Here is a 20,015-nt window from a genome sequence, read left to right as displayed (position 1 = left end):
GCGTCAGCGACGCCTCGAGCTCGAAGGTGGAACGGGCCATGAAGATCCTCTGCCTCGGCGGCGGCCCCGCCGGCCTGTATTTCGCGATCTCGATGAAGCTGCGCGACCCCGCGCACGAGATCACCGTCCTCGAGCGCAACCGCGCCGCCGACACCTTCGGCTGGGGCGTCGTCCTCTCCGACGACGCGCTCTCGCGCATGCAGGAGAACGACCCGATCTCGACGCAGGCGATCCGCGATCGCTTCGCCTATTGGGACGACATCGCGGTCGTGCACGACGGCGTGCGCACGGTCTCCGGCGGCCACGGCTTCGCCGGCATCGGCCGCAAGGACATGCTGATCCTCCTCCAGGCCCGGGCGCGCGAGCTCGGCGTCGATCTGCGCTTCGAGACGGAGTTCCGCTCGGCCGAGGAGTACCGCCGCGACTACGACCTCGTCGTGGCCTCCGACGGCATCAATTCCGCGGTGCGACGCGAATATGCCGAGGCGTTCCAGCCGGACATCGACGTGCGTCTGTGCAAATTCGTCTGGCTCGGCACGCACCAGAAATTCGACGACGCCTTCACCTTCATCTTCGAGAAGACGCACCACGGCTGGGTGTGGGCGCACGCCTACCAATTCGACGCCGACACCGCGACCTTCATCGTGGAATGCGCGCAGGAGACCTGGGACCGGTTCGGCTTCTCCGACATGTCGAAGGAGGAGACGGTCGAGACCTGCCGGCGCATCTTCGAGCGGCATCTGGGCGGTCACGCCCTGATGTCGAACGCCGCCCATCTGCGCGGCTCGGCGGTGTGGATGAACTTCCCGCGCGTGATCTGCGCCCGCTGGTATCACGAGAACGTGGTTCTCATGGGCGATGCGGCGGCGACGGGGCATTTCTCGATCGGCTCGGGCACGCGGCTCGCCTTCGACAGCGCGATCGCGCTCGCCGAGCTCCTGCACAGCGAGCCCACCATCGAGGCCGCCTTTTCCCGCTATCAGGAGGAGCGCCGCCTCGAGGTGCTGCGCCTGCAATCGGCGGCGCGCAACAGCCTCGAATGGTTCGAGCAGGTCGAGCGCTATCTCGACCTCCCCCCCGAGCAATTCGCCTATTCGCTGCTCACGCGCAGCCAGCGCATCAGCCACGAGAACCTGCGCCTGCGCGATCCGGAATGGCTGGGGCGCACCGAGGACTGGTTTCAGCGCCAGGCCGGCGGGGAGCCGGGCCGCGCGCCGATGTTCGCGCCCTTCGCCTTGCGCGACATGCGCCTTCAGAACCGCATCGTCGTCTCGCCGATGGCGCAGTACAAGGCCGTGGACGGCTGCCCGACCGATTGGCACCTCGTCCATTACGGCGAGCGCGCCAAGGGCGGGGCCGGCCTCGTCTATACCGAGATGACCTGCACCTCCGCGCAGGGGCGGATCACGCCCGGCTGCCCGGGCCTCTACGCCCCCGAGCACGAGGCGGCGTGGAAGCGCATCGTCGATTTCGTCCATGCCGAGACGAGTGCCAAGATCTGCTGCCAGATCGGCCATGCCGGCCGCAAGGCGAGCACGCAGATCGGCTGGGAGGAGATGGACGCGCCGCTGCCCGACGGCAATTGGGAGATCATCGCCCCCTCGCCCGTGCCCTGGTCGCCGAGGAACGCCACCCCGCGCGAGATGACGCGCGCCGACATGGAGGCGGTGATTGCGGAATTCGCGGCGGCGACGGCGATGGCGAAACGCGCGGGCTTCGACATGGTCGAGCTGCACGCCGCCCACGGCTATCTCGTCTCCTCCTTCATCAGCCCCGTCTCGAATCGCCGCACGGACGCCTATGGCGGCAGCCTCGAGAACCGGATGCGCTGGCCGCTCGAAGTGCTCGCGGCGATGCGCGCGCAATGGGGCGAGGAGAAGCCGCTGTCGGTGCGCATATCCGCGACCGACTGGGTCGGCGACGAGGGCGTCACGCCCGACGACGCGGTGGAGATCGCCCGCCTGTTCGCCGCCGCGGGCGCGGACATCATCGACGTCTCCGCCGGCCAGACCTCGATCGACGCGCGCCCCGTCTACGGGCGCATGTTCCAGACGCCCTTCGCCGACCGCATCCGCAACGAGGCGGGCATCGCGACGATGGCGGTGGGCAACATCACCGAGCCCGACCACGTCAATTCGATCCTCCTCGCCGGGCGCGCCGACCTCGTCTGCCTCGCGCGGCCCCACCTCGCCGATCCGTACTGGACGCTGCACGCCGCGATCGCGCTGGGCGACGAGCGGACGCAATGGCCCCTGCCCTATCTCGCCGGGCGCGATCAGGCGCGGCGCCTGCAGGCGAAGGGCGGGGAGGTCATCCGGGCATGAGCGTCGCGGCGCGCGCGCGCGGGGACGCCTCCTCGAAGCGGCGCCTCAGGGCGTGGATCCGCCTCCTCGGCGCAACCCGCGCGGCCGAGGGCGCGCTGCGGGAGTTCCTGCGCGTCGAGCACGGCACGACGCTGCCGCGCTTCGACGTGATGGCCGCGCTCCACCGCCGCCGCGAGGGGGTGACGATGAGCCAGCTGTCGCGCATGCTGCTCGTCTCGAACGGCAACGCGACGGCTCTGATCGATCGGCTCGAGCAGGACGGGCTCGTGCGCCGGATGCCCTCGCCGAGCGATCGGCGCAGCATCCTCGTCGCGCTGACCCCGCTCGGCACGAGCCGGTTCGAGGCGCTCGCGGCCGAGCACGAGGCGGAGGTGGCGCGGCTCTTCGCGCCGCTCTCCGACGCCGATCTCGACCGCCTCGCCGACATTCTCCGGCGCCTCGCGCGCCACGATCCCGGCACGGCGCGGGAGGCCGTGCAGGACGCGGGAGCACGCGCATGGACAAGACCTTCCTGACCTGGCCGTTCTTCGAGGCGCGCCACCGCGCGCTGTTCGAGGAACTGGACGCCTGGTGCGCGGACCATCTCCCCGTCGCCCACGGGGACGTCGACGCCGCCTGCCGCGAACTCGTGGCGATGCTCGGGCGCGCGGGCTTCCTCGTCCATACCGGCGCGGACGAGGGCGAGCGGCTCGACGTGCGCACGCTGTGCCTCGTGCGCGAGACGCTCGCGCGCCACGACGGGCTCGCCGATTTCGCCTTCGCCATGCAGGGCCTCGGCATGGGGGCGGTGAGCCTGTTCGGGACGCCGGGCCAGCGCGCCTGGCTCGCGCGCACCCGCGCGGGCGAGGCGATCGCCGCCTTCGCGCTCACCGAGCCGGGCTCGGGCTCGGACGTCGCCGCGACGACGACGACGGCGACGCGCGTTCCGGAGGGCTGGCGCATCGACGGCGAGAAGACCTGGATCTCGAACGGCGGCATCGCGGACGTGTACGTACTCTTCGCGCGCACCGGCGAGGCGCCCGGCGCGCGCGGCCTCTCCGCCTTCCTGGTGCCCGCGGACACGCCGGGTCTCGCCATCGCCGAGCGGCTCGACGTGATCGCGCCCCACCCCCTCGCGCGGCTCTCGCTCGACGGCCTGGTCCTGCCGCACGACGCGCTGATCGGGCGCGCGGGCGAAGGTTTCAAGCTCGCGATGTCGGTGCTCGACGTGTTCCGCTCGACGGTGGGCGCCGCCGCGCTCGGCTTCGCCCGCCGCGCGCTCGACGAGGCGCTCGCGCGCGTCGCCGCACGGCGCATCCAGGGCCAGGCGCTCGCCGAGCTGCAGCTCGTCCAGGGCCACCTCGCCGACATGGCCTTGAAGATCGACGCCGCCGCGCTCCTCGTCTACCGCGCGGCCTGGACGAAGGACGCGGGCGCGGCGCGGGTCACGCGCGAGGCGGCGATGGCGAAGCTCTACGCGACCGAGGCCGCGCAGGAGGTGATCGACGCCGCCGTCCAGCTCCACGGCGGCGACGGCGTGCGGCGCGGCTCGGTCGTCGAGAGCCTCTACCGCGAGATCCGGGCGCTGCGCATCTACGAGGGCGCCTCCGACGTCCAGCGCGTCGTCATCGCCCGCAGCCTGCTCGGCTGAGAGTTTGAAAATCTTACCCCGCCCGTCATTCCGGGGCGCGAAGCGAGCCCGGAACCCAGATCCACGACGTTGGTTCGAGCGCGCATGCGCGCTCGCTCCGCAACCCGAGACAACTGATACCTCGAAGGACGCAGCCTACAGGCTGCTCATCAGAGGTCGGGAGTCTGGATTCCGGGCTCGCTTCGCGCCCCGGAATGACGGCGTGGAGGTTCTAGGAGAAAGATTCACAAACGCTGAGGGGCGAGGTGCGCGTCACCCCTCGGACACGATCGCCTCGGCCTCGATCTCCACCCGGTGGTCGCCGATGAGCCCGGCGACCTTGACGAGCGTGTTGGCGGGCTTGACCGTGCCGAGCACGCGGCCGTGCGCGCGCGAGACGTCGATCACGTCCTCCTCGTGGGTGATGTAGATGCGGGTGCGCACGATGTCCGCGGCCCGCCCGCCGAGCGCCTCGACCGCCGCGACGATGCGGTCGAGGATATAGGTCGTCTGCGCGCCCGCATCCCCCGGGGCGACGGCGCGGGCTTGGCCCGCGACCGCGGTCGTGCCGGAGACGAGGATACGGTCGCCGACGCGCTGCGCCCGGCAATAGCCCGCGACGTCCTCCCACATCGACCCGGTGAGGACCCGCCGCACGCCCGGCCGGCCGGGCACGTCCTCGGCGGCGAAGGCATGGGGGATCGCGTCGAGATGGTGCGAGAGATCCCCGGAGGCGGTGAGGAAGGGCGGCGTGCGATATTCGTCGCCGCAATCGCCGGGGATCGGCTTCGTCGCGGCGAAGGCTTCTTCGAGGCGGGCATGATCCTCCGCGTCCAGCGCGAAGGAGAACAGGCGCAGATTGTCCTGCGTATGGACCCGCTCGCCGAGCCGCGCGCCGATGATCACGCCCGCGACGCGCGGCTGCTCCAGAACCCAGCGCGTCGCGACGTTGGCGATCGACACGCCGTGCCGGCGCGCGATCGCGGCGGCCGCGCGCAGCACCGTCTGGAACGCGTCCCAGCCGCCGGCCGCCTCGATGAAGCGCCGGTACTTCATCCGAGACCAGTCGTCGATCCGCTCCGGCGCGGGCGCGTCGAGCCAGCGCTCGGAGAGGAAGCCACCGCATAGGGTGCCGTAGGCGAGGCACCAGACGTCGTGCTCCGCGCAGACGCGGGCCATCTCGCCCGCGGCGCGGCGGTCGATCAGCGAGAAGCTCACCTGATTGGTGCGCACGGGAACGCCGTCGGCGCGGGCGAGCCGCAGATGGGCCGCATCGAAATTGGTCACGCCGAGCTCGCCGATCGCGCCCTCCTCGCGCAACCGCGCGAGCTCGTGCAGCGCGTCGAGCCACGCGGGATGGCGGAAGCTCCACCAATGGAGCTGCAGGAGGTCGATGCGCGCGACGCCCAGCCGCTCGAGCCGCTCGGCGACGCCGGCGCGCACGATGTCGGGCGTCATCGGGCCGGGCGTCGGGCACCATTTGGTCAGCGCCCGCGCGGAGGGCGCGACGGAGCGGGCGAGGAGCCGACCGGCGACGATCTCGGCGCTGCCGTAATGGTCGGCCATGTCGAACGTGTCGAAGCCCGCCTGCGCATATTCCGCGAGCCGATCCGCGCCGGTCTCGGGGTCGATCGTCGTGCCGTCCTTCTCGATGTCGGCGACCTGCCAGAGACCCGTGAGGATCCGGGAGATCTCGAGCCGCTCGGTCAGGCGGAAACGTTCGGGCATGGCCGGCATTCGTGCTGTCCTCCTCGGAGCCCTGCGTGGCGCGCGTGCACGGACACGAAAGCGCGTTCGCCGGATCGCGGATACGCGCGGGAATTCCCAAAAGGAATGCCCGAATCGGGCGGCTTTTCAACACGCACGTGACGGCTAGGCTCGCGACGCGACCCGCGCGCCGGCCATTGACAGGGGCGCGAGCCTGCCGTGATCTAGGGCCTCGTCGAAGAAGAGACGCGATCGGGGGCGGGGGTGAGCGGGAGCGCGCAGGCCGGTTTCTGGCTCTACGACCTGCGGGTGGAGACCGTGCTCGACGGCCGCGTCCCGGTCTGCCGCCACGTCGAGGGCGAGAGCTTCCGCGTGATCGGCGAGAGCCTCGTCTTCGAGGCCGGTCAATCCGTCTCGATGTACGCGCTCGCCGCCCTCCTGCCGCTCCTGCCCGCCAAGCAGCGCGAGACGGCGCCGGGCGATTGGATGTCGACCGATGCCGAGGTCGCCTGCCCCGATCCGCATTGCGGCGGGCGCTTCCGCATCGTGCGCGAGGGGCGGCGCTGGTTCACCCATTCCGGGACGACGGGCCTGCCCGATGCGCGCGGCCGGCCCTATTGGCTGACGGACGAGGAGACGCGGTGAGCCCCGAGACGACCGACCTGCGCCCCGGCCACCGGATCTCGCGCGTGATCAAGGGCTGCTGGCAGCTGGCCGGCGATCACGGCCCGGTCGACCACGCCGCGGCCATCGCCGACATGGAGGCCTTCCTCGATGCCGGCATCACGACCTTCGACTGCGCCGACATCTATCGCGGCGTCGAGGAGATGATCGGCGCCTTCGTCGCGGACCTGCGCCGCAGGCGCGGGCGCGAGACGGCCGATCACGTCGTCGTGCACACCAAGCTCGTGCCGGACCTCTCCCGCCTCGCCGACATCCGCCCCGAGGAGATCGAGGCGATCGTCGACCGGTCGCTGGCGCGGCTGGGGATCGAGCGGCTCCACCTCGTGCAGTTCTTCTGGTGGGACACGGCGATCGGCGATCCGGTCGGCGCGCTGGAGGTCCTGAAGGAGTGCCGGCGCAAGGGCAAGATCGCCAATCTCGGCACCACGAACTGGGACGCCGACCGGATGGGGCCCTTCGTCGAGGCGGGGTTCGACGTCGTCTCCGCCCAGGTGCAATACTCGCTCCTCGACCGGCGTCCCGCGGGTCGCCTCGCGGATTGGGCGGGCGCGCGCGACATCCGCTTCCTGTGCTACGGCACGCTCGCCGGCGGCTTCCTCACCGATGCCTGGCTCGGCCGGCCCGATCCGGGCTTCGCCTTCGAGAACCGCTCGCTCGTCAAGTACCGCCTGATCATCGACGAATTCGGCCCCTGGGATCTGTTCCAGGAGCTCCTCGCCTGCCTGCGCGCGATCGCCGACCGACACGGGGTGTCCATCGCCTCGGTCGCGACCCGGTTCGTGCTCGACGCGCCGCAGGTCGCCGCCGCGATCGTCGGCGCGCGCTACGCCCGCCACCTGCCGCAGACGCTGGAGGTCTTCCGATTGGCGCTCGACGCGGACGACCGGGCGGCGATCGCCCGCGTCCTCGACCAGGCGGGCGGCCCCTCGGGGCCGGTCTACGGGCTCGAAGGCGATCGCACGGGGCGCCACGGGCGCATCATGAAGTACAACCTCAACACCGATCCGAACGCCCCCGTCCTCGGGGCGATCGCGCCATGAGCGCGGAACCGACGCGCGCCCCGCCGATCCTCTCCGTGCGCGACCTCACGCGCGATTTCGGCCCCTTCCGCGCCGTCGACAGCGTCTCGCTCGATTTCCGCGCCGGCGCCATCACCGGGCTGATCGGCCCGAACGGCGCGGGCAAGACGACGCTGTTCAACATGATCGCAGGCGAGCTGCCCCCCAGTGCCGGCCGCGTGTTCCTGCACGGCGAGGACGTGACGGGCCTGAGGCCCGAGGCCCTGTTCCGCAAGGGTCTGGCGCGCACCTTCCAGATCCCGCGGCCCTTCCGGCGCATGAGCGTTCTCGAGAACGTCATGCTCGTGCCGCACGGGCAGATCGGCGAGAGCGTGCTCGGCGCCCTCTTCCGCCGCGGCGCGATGGCGCGGGAGGAGGCGCGGCTGCGCGAGAAGGCGATGGACATCCTCGCCTTCATGACGCTCGACGCCCTCGCCGACCATCCCGCCGGCAAGATCTCCGGCGGACAGGCGAAGCTCCTCGAGCTCGCCCGCGCGCTCATGGGCGACCCGAGCGTGATCCTGCTCGACGAGCCGGCGGCGGGCGTCAACCCGGCCCTGACGCGCATCCTCGTCGAGCGCATCGAGGCGCTCAACCGGCGGGGCACGAGCTTCGTGATCATCGAGCACGACATGGATTTCGTCATGCGCCATTGCGACCCGGTGATCGCGCTCGCGATGGGACGCAAGGTGTTCGAAGGCACGGGCGAGGAGGCGCGCGCGAATCCGGTCCTGCTCGACGCCTATCTCGGCAGCGTCGCATGAGCGGGGGCGCCGCGAGCGACGCCGTGCTGCGCGTCGAGGGGCTCGTCGCGGGCTATGTCCGCGATCTGCCCATCCTGCGCGACGTCGACCTGTCGCTCGCACGCGACACGCTGACCGCGATCATCGGGCCGAACGGCGCGGGCAAGTCGACGCTGATCAAGGCGATCGCGGGGCTCGTGCCGGTCTCCGCCGGGCGCGTCGTCCTCGACGGGCGGGAGATCACGGGCATCCGGCCCGACGAAATGGCGGGGCTCGGCCTCGCCTACGTGCCGCAGACGGACAACGTCTTCCGAAGCCTGACGATTTCCGAGAACCTCGCCCTCGTCCTGCGCTCCGTCGCCGACCGGACGCGGCGGCTCGAGGAACTCTACGCGCTGTTCCCGCCCCTCGCCGAGAAGCGGCGCGAGCGCGCGGGAGCGCTCTCGGGCGGGCAGCGCCAGATGCTCGCGGTGGCGATGGCGCTCGCGTCGCGGCCAAGGGTGATGCTGATGGACGAGCCCTCCGCCGGGCTCTCGCCGAAGATCCAGGAGGAGGTCCTCGCCCTCGCCCGCCGGCTCACGCGCGAGGGCGTGTCGATCCTCCTCGTCGAGCAGAACGTGAAGCAGGCGCTGCGCGTCGCCGACCATTGCTTCATCCTCGCGGAGGGCCGCAACAGGCTCGACGGGCCCGCCGACCGGATCCTGTCCGATCCGGCCGTGGCGGAGATCTATCTCGGTGGCACGCGGGTGGAGCCGGCATGATCCAGAACCTCGCCGACGGCATCCTCACGGGCGCGATCATCTCGCTCGGCGCGATCGGGCTCACCCTGATCATGCACATCCTGCGCTTCGCGAACTTCTCCTCTGCGGAGCTCCTCGGCATCGGCGCCTACAGCGCGCTCGTCTTCGACAGGCTGCTCGCCGCGCTCGTGCCGGTCCTGCACGAGGCGATCGGCCCCTCGAGCCTCACCTGGACGCTCGCCGCCTCGATCGTCCTCGCGATGGCGGTCACGGGCGCCTCGGCGGCGCTGCTCGACAAGCTGGTGTTCAAGCGCATCCGCGAGAATGCCGGGCCTCTGTCGATGGTGTTCGCGTCCTTCGGCGTCGCGCTGATCCTGCGCAACGTCATCACCCTGATCTTCGGCCACCGTGCCGCGCTCTACTCGAACGACATCGCCTTCGCGATCGTGGTGAGCCTCGATCCGCTCCTCCTGATCAAGCCCGACCAGGTCGTCGTGCTCGGCGCGGCGCTCGTCCTGATGCTTGCGCTCCACCTGGTGCTCACCCGCACGAGCTTCGGCTACGCGCTGCGGGCGGTGGCGGAGAACCCCGATCTCGCTCAGGTGGCCGGGGTGCGCCTGTCGCGGATGGTGATCGCGGTCTGGGTGATCGGCGGCGGGCTCGCTGCGGCGGCGGGCGTGTTCTACGGGCTGACGAACCACATGTCCCCGCATATGGGGCACAATTTCGTGCTGCCGGTCTTCGCGGCGACGATCGTCGGCGGGATCGGGAGCGTCTACGGGGCGGTGCTCGGCGGCTTCGTGGTGGGGATCGCCTCGGGCCTCGCGCTCGCCGTGCTGCCGTCGGGCTACATCCCGGCGATGCCGTTCCTGATCATCATCGGCGTGCTCCTGTTGCGCCCCAACGGCCTGTTCGGCGAGGAGCTGCATCGATGATCGGCTTCGTCTCCTACCTGGCCTTCTTCCTCACCATGGCGGCGATCTTCGCCATCGCGGTGCTCGGCCTCAATCTGCAATGGGGCTATACCGGGCTCTTCAACGGCGGCGTCGTCGCCTTCTTCGGCGCGGGCGCCTACGCCACCATGATCCTCGGCGGGCGGCCCGACCCGACGGTGATGGGCGGCTTCGAGCTCCCCTTCCTCGTCGCCGTCTGCGGCGGCATCCTCGCGGCGGGGCTCCTCGCCTGGATCGTCGGCATCCTGACGCTGCGGCTGCGCCACGACTACCTCGCCATCGCCACCTTCGGCGTCGCCATCGCCTTCGAGAGCGTGACGCGCAATGCCGAGTGGCTGACCGGCGCGGCGCGCGGCCTGCGCGGCTTTCCGCGCCCGTTCGAGGCGGCGATCGGGAACACCTTCGTCTACAATCTCGTCTTCCTCGCCTTCGTCCTTGCGGTGCTCGTTCTCGTCTATCTGGGGCTCGAGCGGCTCGTGCGCTCGCCGTTCGGACGGGCGCTGCGCGCGATCCGCGACGACGAGACGGCCTCGCGCGCCGTCGGCAAGGACCCGACGCGGCTGCGGCTCACCTCCTTCGTCCTCGGCGCGATGATCATGGGAATCGCCGGGGCCCTCTACGTCACCTTCTACGCATTCGTGAGCCCCCAGGACCTCGCGCCGATCCTGACCTTCCAGATCTGGGCGATGCTGATCGTCGGCGGGGCGGGGAACAACCGCGGGGCCATACTCGGAGCTTTCGCGATCTGGGCCGTGTGGACCGCGAGCGGCTTCGCTCTGTCGCGATTCGCGCCGCAAGCGATGCAGATTTACTCCGGCTCGATTCAATTTATCCTGATCGGGTCGATCATCGTCGGCATGTTGTTGTGGCGCCCGCAAGGGTTGCTGCCGGAGCGCCTGGAGCGCTCGGCGGGCGCGCGACGACGGGGAGAGGCGGAAGCGGCCGCAGCCGCGCGCGCACAGAGGGGAGTGGTCGGACCATGAGAAAGAGACTAGCCGGAATCGTCGCCCTCGCCGCGGCGGCCCTGACCGCCCAGACCGGCGATGCCGCGGCGGATTGCACGCTGCCCGTCGGCATCGCCTATCCCATCTCGATCGATTGGGGCAAGCCGATCGCGGAGACGGCCCTGTGGGTCGCCGACATGATCAACGAGGCGGGCGGCGTCGACGGCTGCCGGGTCGATCCGATCCTGCGCGACACGCAGGCCGATCCGCGCGTCGGCGTCGACGCGGCGCGCGCGCTCGTCGATCTGGACGGCGTGCAGCTGCTGATCGGCGCGGTCGCCTCCGGCGTGACGATCCCGATCGTCACCTCCGTGACGGTGCCGGCTGGCGTGATGCAGATCTCGTGCTGCTCGTCGACGACGCGGCTGACGACGATCGCCGCCGAGGGCGGCACCAAGGGCCTCTTCTTCCGCACCTTCGCCACCACCAAGGTGCAGGCGGCGGTCGCCGCCAAGCGGGCGCAGGAGGCGGGCTACGAGAGCATCACCATCCTCTACAAGAACGACGATTGGGGCCAGGACATCGCCGCGCTCGCCGCGCAGATGTTCGAGGGCGCGGGCATCGAGGTGCGCGCGCGCGTCGCCATCAACGACGCCCAGCCGAGCTATCGCGCGGAGGTCGTCCAGGCGCTCGGCACGCGGCCGGACGCGCTCTATCTCGCGCTCTACCCGAAGGAGGGCATCGCCGTCGTCCGCGAGTGGATCTCGCTCGGCGGCACGACGCAGATGATCGGCGCGAATTCGCTGAAATCCGACGAGTTCCGCGAGGCGGTGGGGGGGCAGTTCCTCGGCGACTTCGTCGGCACCGACATGTCGACGCCGCGCGTCGGCTCGGCCACGGCCTTCGTCGACGCCTACACGGCGCGCTTCGGCTCCGCCCCGAGCGGCCCGGGCCTGCCAAACAGCTTCGATGCGGCCGCGATCGCGCTGCTCGCCTACCACGCCGCGGGTCGCGAGGCGACGGGCGCGGAGATCGCCGCCAAGGTGGCGATGATCACCGATCCCGCCGGGGAGAAGATCGACGGCGACGTCGAGGGCTTCCGCCGCGCGATGGCGCTCCTCTCCGAGGGCCGCTCGATCTCGTTCCAGGGCGCGACCGGCGCCGTCACCTTCGACCAGTACGGCGACGTCTCCGCGCCCGCCGTGTTCTGGCGCTTCGCCGAAGACGGGGCGATCGAGGAGGCGCAGTACGTGACCCTCGAAGAGGTCACCGAGTTCATCGCCTCGGTCGAGTAACGCGCTTGCGCGCGGCCGACCCGGACGGCGCGGTCCCGATCGTCGTCGTCGGCAGGGGCCGGATCGGCGGCGCGGTCGCCGATTGGCTCGCGCGCGGGCCGGATTACGACCTCCTCGCCGTCCTCGGGCGCGGCGAGGCGGTGCCGCCGGCCGCGGCGATCGTCGTCGACGCGGCCGGTCCGGCTTTCCTGCGCACGCACGGCGAGCGCCTGCTCGCGTCGCACGAGGTCTGGAGCGTGGGGGCGGCGGCGCTCGTCGATCCCGATCTCGCCGCGCGGATGCGCGCCGCGGCGCGTGCGGGCAGGGGGCGGCTGCGCCTGTTCACCCCCTGGATCGCCGGCCCGGCTCTGTGCCCGGCGGGCATCGCGGGCCGGCTCTTCGTCCGCCAATCCGCGCCCGGCCTCGCCGCCGCGCCCGGGCGGCTCTTCGACGGACCGCTCGCGGAGGCGGCGCGGCTCTTTCCCGATCACCTCAACACGGCGACGGCCGCGGCTCTGGCCGGACCCGGCATCGCGGCGACGCATGTGCGCCTGACCTGCTCGCAGCCCGGGCGCCCGCACGTCATCTCGTCGCGGTTCGAGATGCCCGGCTCGACGGTGTCGACGCGCATCCGCCTCGACGTCGCGCCGGGCGCCCTCCACCCCGTCGCCGCCGCGCTCGTCGCGGCGCTCCAAGCCCGCGCCGCGCGGGTCGGCTACGGCTGAGGGCGGAGCCTCAGAGCCGTTCCTCGTAGGCGGCGAGGAAGAGCGCGCGCGCCCCCGCTTCGTCGAGCGGCACCGGATTGCCGCCCGCCGTCGGATCGACGACGGCCATCGCCGCGATCTCGTCGGCCGCGGCGGGGTCGATCTCGGGGGAGAGGCCCTTGAGCCCGTGGGGGACGCCGAGCTCCTCGCGCAGGCGCAGGATCCAGGCGAGCAGCCCGTCGAAGCCGCCGTCGAGCCCGAGGAAGGCCGCGAGCCGCACGCATTTGTCCTCGATGGCCTTGCGGTTGTGCACCAGCACGTAGGGCATGAACACGGCATTCGTCATGCCGTGATGGGTGTGGAACAGGGCGCCGACCGGGTGGGAGAGCGCGTGGATGCCGCCGAGCCCCTTCTGGAAGGCGACGGCGCCCATCGCGGCGGCGCTCATCATGTCGCCGCGCGCGTCGATGTCGTTCGGATCGGCCGCGACCCGCGGCAGCGCCTCCTTCACGAGGCGCATGCCTTCGAGCGCGATGCCCTCGGACATCGGGTGGTAGCTCGGCGCGCAATAGGCCTCGAGGCAATGGGCGAGCGCGTCCATGCCGGTGCCCACCGAGATCGCGCGCGGCATGCCGATCGTCAGTTCCGGATCGCAGATCACGACCTTGGGCAGCATGAGCGGATGGAAGACGACCTTCTTCGTGCGGATCGCCTCGTTGGTGACCACGCCCGCGCGGCCGACCTCGGAGCCCGTGCCGGCGGTGGTGGGCACGGCGACGATCGGGGCGATGCCCTCCGTCTGCGCCCGCTTCCACCAATCGCCGATATCCTCGAAATCCCAGATCGGGCGCGTCTGCGCCTGCATGAAGGCGACGAGCTTGCCGACGTCCAGCGCCGAGCCGCCGCCGAAGGCGACGACGCCGTCGTGCCCTCCCGCGCGATAGGCGGCGACGCCCGCCTCGACGTCCGCGCCGACGGGATTGGGCGCGACGTCGCGGAAGAGGCCCGCCTCGAGACCCGCCTCGGCGAGGGCCGCGAGCGCGGTGCGCGCGATCGGCAGGTCGGCGACGACGGGATCCGTCACGACGAGCGGGCGGGAGATGCCGGCGGAGCGGCAGGCCTGGCCGAGTTCGGCGATGCGCCCCGCGCCGAAGCGCACGGCGGTGGGATAGCTCCAGGTGGCTTTCACGGACATGGACGGGCTCGTGTCGTGGGCGGTCGGCGCGATCAGCCGAGACGGCGCAGGTGGAAGGATTTGGGGCGGGTGACGGAGAGATAGCCGAGGCGCGAGAGCGCCGCGCCGCGGCCGGTATCCTTGCAGCCGGTCCAGCACAGGGCCGGATCGAGATAGTCGCAGCGATTCATGAAGACGGTGCCCGTCTCGAGCCTGGCGCCGATCGCGGCGGCGGCGTCGAGATCGGAAGTCCAGATCGAGGCGGTGAGGCCGAAATCGCTGTCGTTCATGAGCGCGATCGCCTCCTCGTCGTCCGCGACCTTCATGATGCCGACGACGGGGCCGAAGCTCTCCTCGCGCATCACCCGCATGCCGTGATCGACGCCGACCAGCACCTGCGGCGCGAGATAGGCGCCGCCATCGTCGGCGGGGAAGAGGGCCGGGTCGACGAGCGCCCGCGCGCCGGCCGCGACCGCCTCCGCCACCTGCTCGCGCACGAGCGCGGCGAAGCGGCGATGCGCCATCGGCCCGAGCGTCGTCTCGGGATCGAGCGGGTTGCCGAGCCGCAGCTTGGAGGCCCAGGCGACGGCGCCCTCGACGAAGGCGTCGTAATGGCGCGCGTGCACGTAGATCCGCTCGATGCCGCAGCAGCATTGGCCGGAATTGAACATCGCCCCGTCCATCAGCCCGTCGATCGCGGCCTCGAGATCGGCGTCGGCGCGGACATAGCCCGGGTCCTTGCCGCCGAGCTCGAGCCCCGTCCCGGTGAAGGTGCCAGCCGCCGCGCTCTCGATCGCCCGGCCGCCGCCGACGGAGCCGGTGAAATTGACGAAGCCGAAGGCGCGGGCGCGGATCAGCGCCTCGGTGGTCTCGTGGGCGAGGACGAGGCTCTGGAAGACGCCGTCCGGCACGCCGCCCGCGCGCATCGCCTCGGCGAGCCGCTCGCCCGTGAGCAGCGTCTGGCTCGCCGCCTTGAGCACGACGGCATTGCCGGCGATCAGGGCGGGGACGATGGTGTTGATCGCGGTGAGATAGGGGTAGTTCCAGGGCGCGACGACGAGCACGGTGCCGACGGGCTCGCGGGCGATCATGCGCCGGGCGCGCGGGCCGTCCTCGATCGTCTCGGGGGCGAGCGCGTCGGCGGCGATCGCGGCCATGTGGGAGGCGCGCTCCTCGACGCCGCCCATCTCGCCGCCGTAGCGGATCGGCCGGCCCATCTGCCAGGCGAGCTCCTCGGCGAGGAGAGCGCGCTTCTCGCCGAGCGCCGCGATGCCCGCCCGCACCGCCGCGACGCGCGCCTCGAGCGGGGTGGCCGCCCAGGCGACTTGCGCCGCGCGCGCTTTCGCCAGCGCCTCGCGCGCCGCCTCGAGCGACGAAGCCGGGCGCTCGGCATAGACCGAGCCGTCGACCGGCGAGACGAGCCTGATCGTATCCATCATGTATGCCCTCGAACCCTTCTCGTGCCGCCGCGCCCGTCAGGCCCGCTCGAAGCCGCGGATGCGCTCGAAATCGGTGACGACCCTGTCGTGCTCGGCGATCTCCCAGCGCGCCGCGTGGACGTAATGGTCGACCACCTCGTCGCCGAGCGCGGCGCGCAACATGGCCGATTCGTCGGCGAGACGCACGGCCTCGCGCAGGGTTTTCGGGATCTCGCGGATGGAGGCCGCGTGATAGGCGTCGCCGCGGAACTCCGGCTCGAGCGCGAGCTCCTGCTCGATGCCCGACAGCCCCGCCGCGACGAGCGCCGCGCAGGCGAGATAGGGGTTGAGGTCGGCGCCGCCGATGCGGCATTCGACGCGCACCGCCTTCGATCCCTCGCCGCAGATCCGGAAGCCCGCCGTGCGGTTGTCGCGCGACCACACCGCCTTGGTCGGCGCGAACATGCCCACGCAGAAGCGCTTGTAGCTGTTGACGTAGGGCGCGAGGAAGAGCGTCAGCTCGCGCGCATGAGCGAGCTGGCCGGCGAGATAGTGGCGCATCGTCGCCGACATGCCGTGCTCGTCCGCCTCGTCGAGGAAGGCGGGGCGCCCGTCGGGCGTCCAGAGCGATTGGTGGATGTGGGCGGAGGAGCCCGCGCGCGCATGGTCGTATTTCGCCATGAAGGTGACCGAGCGCCCGAGCGCGTGGGCGATCTCCTTCGTCGCGTTCTTGGTGATCACGTGGAAATCGGCCGTCTCGAGCGCGTGCGAATAGCGGATGTTGATCTCCTCCTGCCCCGCTTCCGCCTCGCCTTTCGAATTCTCGACCGGAATGCCCGCGCCGTAGAGGCCGTTGCGCAAAGCGCGCATCAAGGGCTCTTCCTTGGACGTCTGGAAGATGTGGTAATCCTCGTTGTAGCCGGAGATCGCCTTCAGGGCCTGGACCCCGCCGTCGCGCAGGGCCTCGTAGGAATTCTCGAAGACGAAGAACTCGAGCTCCGTCGCCACCATCGGCGAGAAGCCGAGCGCGCGCGCGCGCTCGACCTGACGCTTGAGCACGGTGCGCGGCGCGATCGCCACCTCGCCGTGGCCGTGATGGTCGTGCAGATCGCACAGGACGAGGGCGGTGCCCGGCAGCCAGGGCACGCGCCGCAGGGTCGAGAGATCGGGCACCATCGTGTAGTCGCCGTAGCCCGCCTCCCAGCTCGTCGAGCGATAGCCGGGGACCGTGACCATCTCCATGTCGGTCGCGAGCAGGTAATTGCAGCAATGCGTCTCGCGATGGCCCGAATCGAGGAAATGGGCGGCGTGGAAGCGCTTGCCCATCAGGCGACCCTGCATGTCGGGGATCGCGACGAGGACCGTGTCGATCTCCCCCGCCTCGAAGGCGGCCCGCAGGCTGTCCAGCGTCAACGTACCCGGCATCGTCTCGTCCCCGTCCTGTTCTTTCCTTCGTCGACCGGCGGCGCGACGCGCGCGCCGCCGGCTCGTCTCCGATCAGCGATACGGATAGCCCGCCTTCTCCATCGTGTCCGCATAGGTCTTGAAGGCCTGGACGACCTTCTCCGCGCGGGGGCTCGAGGCGGCGATCTCGTCCCAGAAGCCTTCCGCGTCACGCACGACCTGCGCCCATTCCTCCTCGGGCAGGCGGGTGAGCTCCATCTTCTCGCCCTCGACGCGCAGCTTCGCCTCCCCGCCCCAGTACCAGACCTGGCGGTAGTAATGCGACTGGTCGATCGTGCTGCGGAAGAGCTGCTGGAGGTGCGGCGGCACCCGCTCCCAGGATTGGGTATTGGCGAAATAGGAGCCGAACCACGCGCCCGTGATCGAGTTCGAGAGCGCGTAATTGCAGATGTCCGCCCAGCCCACCTCGTAGGCCTCGGTGAAGCCGCACCAGGCGACGCCGTCGAGCTGGCCCGTCTGCAGCGCGACCTCGACGTCGTCCCACGGCACGGTGACCGGGATCAGCCCGTAGCGCGACAGGAAGCGGCCGGCGGTCGGCACGCCGAAGACGCGCTTGCCGCGCATGTCGGCGAGGCTGCGGATCGGGTCGATCGTGAAGATGTGCAGGGGATCCCAGGCGCCGGAGGACAGCCAGGTGACGTTGTCCACCTCCGAATAGGCCTCCTCCCAGATCTCCTTGAGGCCGTAATACTCGAACAAGGCCGGCACATCGAGGCTGAAGCGCGTGGCGAAGGGGAAGTAGCCGCCGAAGACCGAGATGTCGACCGGCGAGGCCATCGTCGCCTCGTCGGACTGCACCGCGTCGAGCGTGCCGTTCTGCAACGCGCGGAAGAGCTCGTCGGTCGGCACGAGCTGGTCGGCGTAGTAGAGCTCGATCACCATCTCGCCGTTGGCGGCGGCGTTGAAGGCGTCGATCTGCGGCTTGATGACGTGCGCGCCGAGCGGGGCGCCGGAATAGGTCTGCAGCCGCCAGCGGATCGGGGACTGCGCCTTCACGTAGGGTGCGGCGAGGCTCGACGCTGCCACCGCCGCGCCGCCGATTCCGGCATTGCGGAGGAACGAGCGTCGCGAGGCGAGGATCTTCTGCGAGGGGCTCTCGTTGCCTGTCATGTCTTCCTCCTCCTTCACGATCGGCCCGACATTCCGGGCCACGGCGCGCCGCACCCCTCAGATCAGGATCAGCGCGATTTCGGGAAAGGCCATCACGAGCCCGATGGTGAGCGCCATCATCGCCACGAAGGGCCAGATCGAGCGGTAGATGTCCCACAGCGACACTTCCGGCGGCGCCATGCCGCGCATCAGGAAGAGGTTGTAGCCGAAGGGCGGGGTGATGTAGGCGATCTGGCAGGTCATCGTGTAGAGCACGCCGAACCAGATCATCTGCTCGCGCACGCTGTCGAAGCCGAGATCGAGCATACGCACGAGCGGGATGTAGAGCGGCGCCACGATGACGAGCATCGCCGTGTCGTCGAAGAACATGCCGAGCAGGATGAAGCTCAGCTGCATCAGGATGATCACCTGCCAGGGGGTGAGCTCCCAGCGGGTGATGAACAGGCTCTCCACCGCCCGCACGGCGCCCAGCCCGTCGAAGACGGTCGAGAAGGCGAGCGCGGCGAGGATGATCCACATGAACAGGCAGGAGATCGCGAGCGTCTCCTCCGCCGACTTGCGCACCATCGTCCAGGTGAGACGCCGCTTGACCGCGGCCGCGAGGAGCGTCGCCGCCGCCCCGATCGCCGCGCTCTCGTGCAGGAAGGTGTAGCCGGCGAGGAACAGGCCGATCATCGAGACGAAGATCAGGACCGGCAGGATGCCGGCGCGGATCAGGGCGAGCTTCGCCACGAGCGGCATGTCGAGATCGGCGTCGCTCGCGGGCGGGGCGAGCGCCGGGTTCAGCCGCGCGCGGACCGTGACGTAGGCGATGAACAGGATCGCCATCAGGAGCCCCGGCACGATGCCCGCGAGCCAGAGGCGATCGACCGGCTGGCCGGCGATGGCGCCGTAGAGGATCATCACGACGGAGGGCGGCAGCAGGATGCCGAGCGAGGAGCCGCCCTGCACGACGCCGGTGACGAGCACCTTGTCGTAGCCGCGCCGCAGCATCTCCGGCAGCGCCACCGTCGCGCCGATCGCCATGCCCGCGACCGAGAGCCCGTTCATGGCCGAGATCACCACCATGAGGAGGATCGTCCCGATCGCGAGCCCGCCGGGAATGCGCCCGAGCCAGACGTGGAACATCCGGTAGAGGTCCTCGGCGATGCCGGAGCGGGCCATCACGTAGCCCATGAACACGAACAGCGGCAGCGCGACGAGCGCCGTCCAGCGGAACAGCTTGAAGGCCTGGTTGAAGGCGAGCTCCTCGCCGCCGACCCCGTAGCCCACGAGCGCCATGATCGCCGCGACGAAGCCGATCGCCGCGAAGACGCGCTGGCCCGTCATCATCAGGACGACGAGCGAGAGGAACATCAGGAGCGCGATCGACTCGTAGGTCATGCGATCTCCCGGCCGCGCGCGCCGTAGGCGTAGCGGATCACGAGGGCGAAGGATTGCAGCAGCATCAGCCCGAGGCAGACCGTCATCAGCACCTTGATCGGGACGACGGAGGGGTTCCAGGGCGAGGGCAGCCGCTGGTTCGTGCGCAGCGAGAATTCGAGCGAGGAGATCGAGCCCCAGAACAGGATGCCGACATAGAAGATCAGGCACCCGACGGTGGCGAGATCCATCAAAGCCCGGCGGCGCGGCGTCAGACGGTCGTAGAACAGGTCCATGCGGACATGGGTGTTGTCCTTGAGCGTCTTCGCGCCGCCCATGAAGTAATAGGCCGCGAGCGTGAATTGCAGGAACTCCAGGCCCCAGAGGATGTACACGTCGAAGAACTTGCGCGCGACGACGTCGTAGAGCATCACCCCCATCATGACGAAGATCAGCATCGTCGCGAACCAGCCGACGAAGTCGGAGAGCCGGTCGGTGGCGCGGACGTAGAGGCCGAGGACACGGGTCATCGGGCCACCGGGCGCCCCAGGCCGCGATCCCCGGCGCGACGCGCGCGGACGCTTCGGCGGGCACTTCTTCGACAGGGGACCTTCGGGGCTCGCATGGACTGCACGGGTCGCCTCCAACGACACAATGCCGCACCAACGCCAGGGCCGAGTCAACAGGTTTCTCGGGATTACGGCCGCGTTTCTCGTTCGCGTCTGCGCGCGATTGACGGGAGGGCCC

General features: G+C 70.6%; 18 protein-coding genes. 11 read left to right on the top strand and 7 right to left on the bottom strand.

The features are described 5' to 3' along the window. The first annotated feature begins 38 nt into the window (after positions 1 to 38). The 3 genes from ACK4UM_RS14705 to ACK4UM_RS14695 are packed head-to-tail and all read left to right on the top strand — an operon-like array spanning position 39 to position 3,954. On the top strand, positions 39 to 2,324 hold the full coding sequence (locus ACK4UM_RS14705; RefSeq protein WP_409800479.1) for a bifunctional salicylyl-CoA 5-hydroxylase/oxidoreductase: 2,286 nt from the start codon (positions 39 to 41) through the stop codon (positions 2,322 to 2,324). Continuing rightward, positions 2,321 to 2,839, top strand: coding sequence for a MarR family winged helix-turn-helix transcriptional regulator (locus ACK4UM_RS14700; RefSeq protein WP_409800477.1), 519 nt, complete (start codon positions 2,321 to 2,323; stop codon positions 2,837 to 2,839). Before ACK4UM_RS14705 ends, ACK4UM_RS14700 begins: the two co-directional genes overlap by 4 nt. Further along, on the top strand, positions 2,821 to 3,954 hold the full coding sequence (locus tag ACK4UM_RS14695; protein WP_409800475.1) for an acyl-CoA dehydrogenase family protein: 1,134 nt from the start codon (positions 2,821 to 2,823) through the stop codon (positions 3,952 to 3,954). The genes ACK4UM_RS14700 and ACK4UM_RS14695 overlap by 19 nt, the downstream gene beginning before the upstream one ends. Positions 3,955 to 4,206: 252 nt before the next feature. Here the strand turns inward: ACK4UM_RS14695 and ACK4UM_RS14690 are convergent, their stop codons facing one another. Next, positions 4,207 to 5,661 (bottom strand): aldo/keto reductase, encoded by a 1,455-nt coding sequence (locus ACK4UM_RS14690; RefSeq protein WP_409800473.1) that lies wholly within the window; start codon positions 5,659 to 5,661, stop codon positions 4,207 to 4,209. Positions 5,662 to 5,904: 243 nt separating this feature from the next. Between ACK4UM_RS14690 and ACK4UM_RS14685 the strand changes: the two genes are divergently transcribed. From ACK4UM_RS14685 to ACK4UM_RS14650, 8 genes are read left to right on the top strand one after another with little or no spacing between them, the layout of a single operon-like run. After that, positions 5,905 to 6,285 (top strand): TIGR04076 family protein, encoded by a 381-nt coding sequence (locus tag ACK4UM_RS14685; protein WP_409800471.1) that lies wholly within the window; start codon positions 5,905 to 5,907, stop codon positions 6,283 to 6,285. After that, entirely contained in the window at positions 6,282 to 7,364 is a 1,083-nt protein-coding gene (locus tag ACK4UM_RS14680; RefSeq protein WP_409800469.1) for an aldo/keto reductase, read from the top strand. The genes ACK4UM_RS14685 and ACK4UM_RS14680 overlap by 4 nt, the downstream gene beginning before the upstream one ends. After that, a complete protein-coding gene (locus tag ACK4UM_RS14675; RefSeq protein WP_409800467.1) occupies positions 7,361 to 8,146 on the top strand; it encodes an ABC transporter ATP-binding protein in 786 nt (261 codons plus the stop codon). Before ACK4UM_RS14680 ends, ACK4UM_RS14675 begins: the two co-directional genes overlap by 4 nt. Continuing rightward, positions 8,143 to 8,886, top strand: a complete 744-nt coding sequence (locus ACK4UM_RS14670) for an ABC transporter ATP-binding protein (protein WP_409800465.1) — start codon at positions 8,143 to 8,145, stop codon at positions 8,884 to 8,886. Before ACK4UM_RS14675 ends, ACK4UM_RS14670 begins: the two co-directional genes overlap by 4 nt. Then, the gene (locus ACK4UM_RS14665; RefSeq protein ID WP_409800463.1) at positions 8,883 to 9,800 is read left to right on the top strand and encodes a branched-chain amino acid ABC transporter permease; all 918 of its coding nucleotides are present in this window, start codon (positions 8,883 to 8,885) and stop codon (positions 9,798 to 9,800) included. Before ACK4UM_RS14670 ends, ACK4UM_RS14665 begins: the two co-directional genes overlap by 4 nt. After that, a complete protein-coding gene (locus ACK4UM_RS14660) occupies positions 9,797 to 10,801 on the top strand; it encodes a branched-chain amino acid ABC transporter permease (RefSeq protein WP_409800461.1) in 1,005 nt (334 codons plus the stop codon). The genes ACK4UM_RS14665 and ACK4UM_RS14660 overlap by 4 nt, the downstream gene beginning before the upstream one ends. After that, the gene (locus ACK4UM_RS14655; RefSeq protein WP_409800459.1) at positions 10,798 to 12,057 is read left to right on the top strand and encodes an ABC transporter substrate-binding protein; all 1,260 of its coding nucleotides are present in this window, start codon (positions 10,798 to 10,800) and stop codon (positions 12,055 to 12,057) included. The genes ACK4UM_RS14660 and ACK4UM_RS14655 overlap by 4 nt, the downstream gene beginning before the upstream one ends. Positions 12,058 to 12,062: 5 nt before the next feature. Further along, positions 12,063 to 12,761: an aspartate dehydrogenase domain-containing protein gene (locus ACK4UM_RS14650; RefSeq protein WP_409800457.1), complete on the top strand. Its 699-nt coding sequence runs from the start codon at positions 12,063 to 12,065 to the stop codon at positions 12,759 to 12,761. Between the two features lie 10 nt (positions 12,762 to 12,771). Here the strand turns inward: ACK4UM_RS14650 and ACK4UM_RS14645 are convergent, their stop codons facing one another. The 6 genes from ACK4UM_RS14645 to ACK4UM_RS14620 form a co-directional block, all read right to left on the bottom strand. After that, complete coding sequence (locus ACK4UM_RS14645) at positions 12,772 to 13,935, bottom strand: iron-containing alcohol dehydrogenase (RefSeq protein ID WP_409800455.1); 1,164 nt, start codon at positions 13,933 to 13,935, stop codon at positions 12,772 to 12,774. Between the two features lie 32 nt (positions 13,936 to 13,967). Further along, a complete protein-coding gene (locus ACK4UM_RS14640) occupies positions 13,968 to 15,350 on the bottom strand; it encodes an aldehyde dehydrogenase family protein (RefSeq protein WP_409800505.1) in 1,383 nt (460 codons plus the stop codon). Between the two features lie 39 nt (positions 15,351 to 15,389). Continuing rightward, positions 15,390 to 16,757 carry a glutamine synthetase family protein gene (locus ACK4UM_RS14635; protein WP_409800453.1) on the bottom strand — a complete coding sequence of 456 codons (1,368 nt, stop codon included), beginning with the start codon at positions 16,755 to 16,757 and terminating at the stop codon, positions 15,390 to 15,392. Between the two features lie 72 nt (positions 16,758 to 16,829). Then, positions 16,830 to 17,906 carry a twin-arginine translocation signal domain-containing protein gene (locus ACK4UM_RS14630; protein ID WP_409800451.1) on the bottom strand — a complete coding sequence of 359 codons (1,077 nt, stop codon included), beginning with the start codon at positions 17,904 to 17,906 and terminating at the stop codon, positions 16,830 to 16,832. A gap of 57 nt (positions 17,907 to 17,963) precedes the next feature. Next, the gene (locus ACK4UM_RS14625) at positions 17,964 to 19,289 is read right to left on the bottom strand and encodes a TRAP transporter large permease subunit (RefSeq protein WP_409800449.1); all 1,326 of its coding nucleotides are present in this window, start codon (positions 19,287 to 19,289) and stop codon (positions 17,964 to 17,966) included. Beyond that, the gene (locus ACK4UM_RS14620) at positions 19,286 to 19,798 is read right to left on the bottom strand and encodes a TRAP transporter small permease subunit (protein ID WP_409800447.1); all 513 of its coding nucleotides are present in this window, start codon (positions 19,796 to 19,798) and stop codon (positions 19,286 to 19,288) included. The genes ACK4UM_RS14625 and ACK4UM_RS14620 overlap by 4 nt, the downstream gene beginning before the upstream one ends. Positions 19,799 to 20,015: the final 217 nt, after the last annotated feature.

It is taken from the genome of Salinarimonas sp., from assembly GCF_046292825.1.
Classification (GTDB): Bacteria; Pseudomonadota; Alphaproteobacteria; order Rhizobiales; family Beijerinckiaceae; genus Salinarimonas.
The sequence above is the reverse complement of the archived record's forward strand: the minus strand, read 5'-3'. Positions and strand labels throughout refer to the sequence as shown.

Bases quoted from the DNA above. Each gene is read 5' to 3' on its own strand.
- ACK4UM_RS14670 (WP_409800465.1), top strand. From the start codon at position 8,143: ATGAGCGGGGGCGCCGCGAGCGACGCCGTGCTGCGCGTCGAGGGGCTC.
- ACK4UM_RS14705 (WP_409800479.1), top strand. From the start codon at position 39: ATGAAGATCCTCTGCCTCGGCGGCGGCCCCGCCGGCCTGTATTTCGCG.
- ACK4UM_RS14645 (WP_409800455.1), bottom strand. From the start codon at position 13,935: ATGTCCGTGAAAGCCACCTGGAGCTATCCCACCGCCGTGCGCTTCGGC.
- ACK4UM_RS14640 (WP_409800505.1), bottom strand. From the start codon at position 15,350: ATGGATACGATCAGGCTCGTCTCGCCGGTCGACGGCTCGGTCTATGCC.
- ACK4UM_RS14625 (WP_409800449.1), bottom strand. From the start codon at position 19,289: ATGACCTACGAGTCGATCGCGCTCCTGATGTTCCTCTCGCTCGTCGTC.
- ACK4UM_RS14695 (WP_409800475.1), top strand. From the start codon at position 2,821: ATGGACAAGACCTTCCTGACCTGGCCGTTCTTCGAGGCGCGCCACCGC.
- ACK4UM_RS14620 (WP_409800447.1), bottom strand. From the start codon at position 19,798: ATGACCCGTGTCCTCGGCCTCTACGTCCGCGCCACCGACCGGCTCTCC.
- ACK4UM_RS14700 (WP_409800477.1), top strand. From the start codon at position 2,321: ATGAGCGTCGCGGCGCGCGCGCGCGGGGACGCCTCCTCGAAGCGGCGC.
- ACK4UM_RS14690 (WP_409800473.1), bottom strand. From the start codon at position 5,661: ATGCCCGAACGTTTCCGCCTGACCGAGCGGCTCGAGATCTCCCGGATC.
- ACK4UM_RS14635 (WP_409800453.1), bottom strand. From the start codon at position 16,757: ATGCCGGGTACGTTGACGCTGGACAGCCTGCGGGCCGCCTTCGAGGCG.
- ACK4UM_RS14675 (WP_409800467.1), top strand. From the start codon at position 7,361: ATGAGCGCGGAACCGACGCGCGCCCCGCCGATCCTCTCCGTGCGCGAC.
- ACK4UM_RS14660 (WP_409800461.1), top strand. From the start codon at position 9,797: ATGATCGGCTTCGTCTCCTACCTGGCCTTCTTCCTCACCATGGCGGCG.
- ACK4UM_RS14655 (WP_409800459.1), top strand. From the start codon at position 10,798: ATGAGAAAGAGACTAGCCGGAATCGTCGCCCTCGCCGCGGCGGCCCTG.
- ACK4UM_RS14665 (WP_409800463.1), top strand. From the start codon at position 8,883: ATGATCCAGAACCTCGCCGACGGCATCCTCACGGGCGCGATCATCTCG.
- ACK4UM_RS14630 (WP_409800451.1), bottom strand. From the start codon at position 17,906: ATGACAGGCAACGAGAGCCCCTCGCAGAAGATCCTCGCCTCGCGACGC.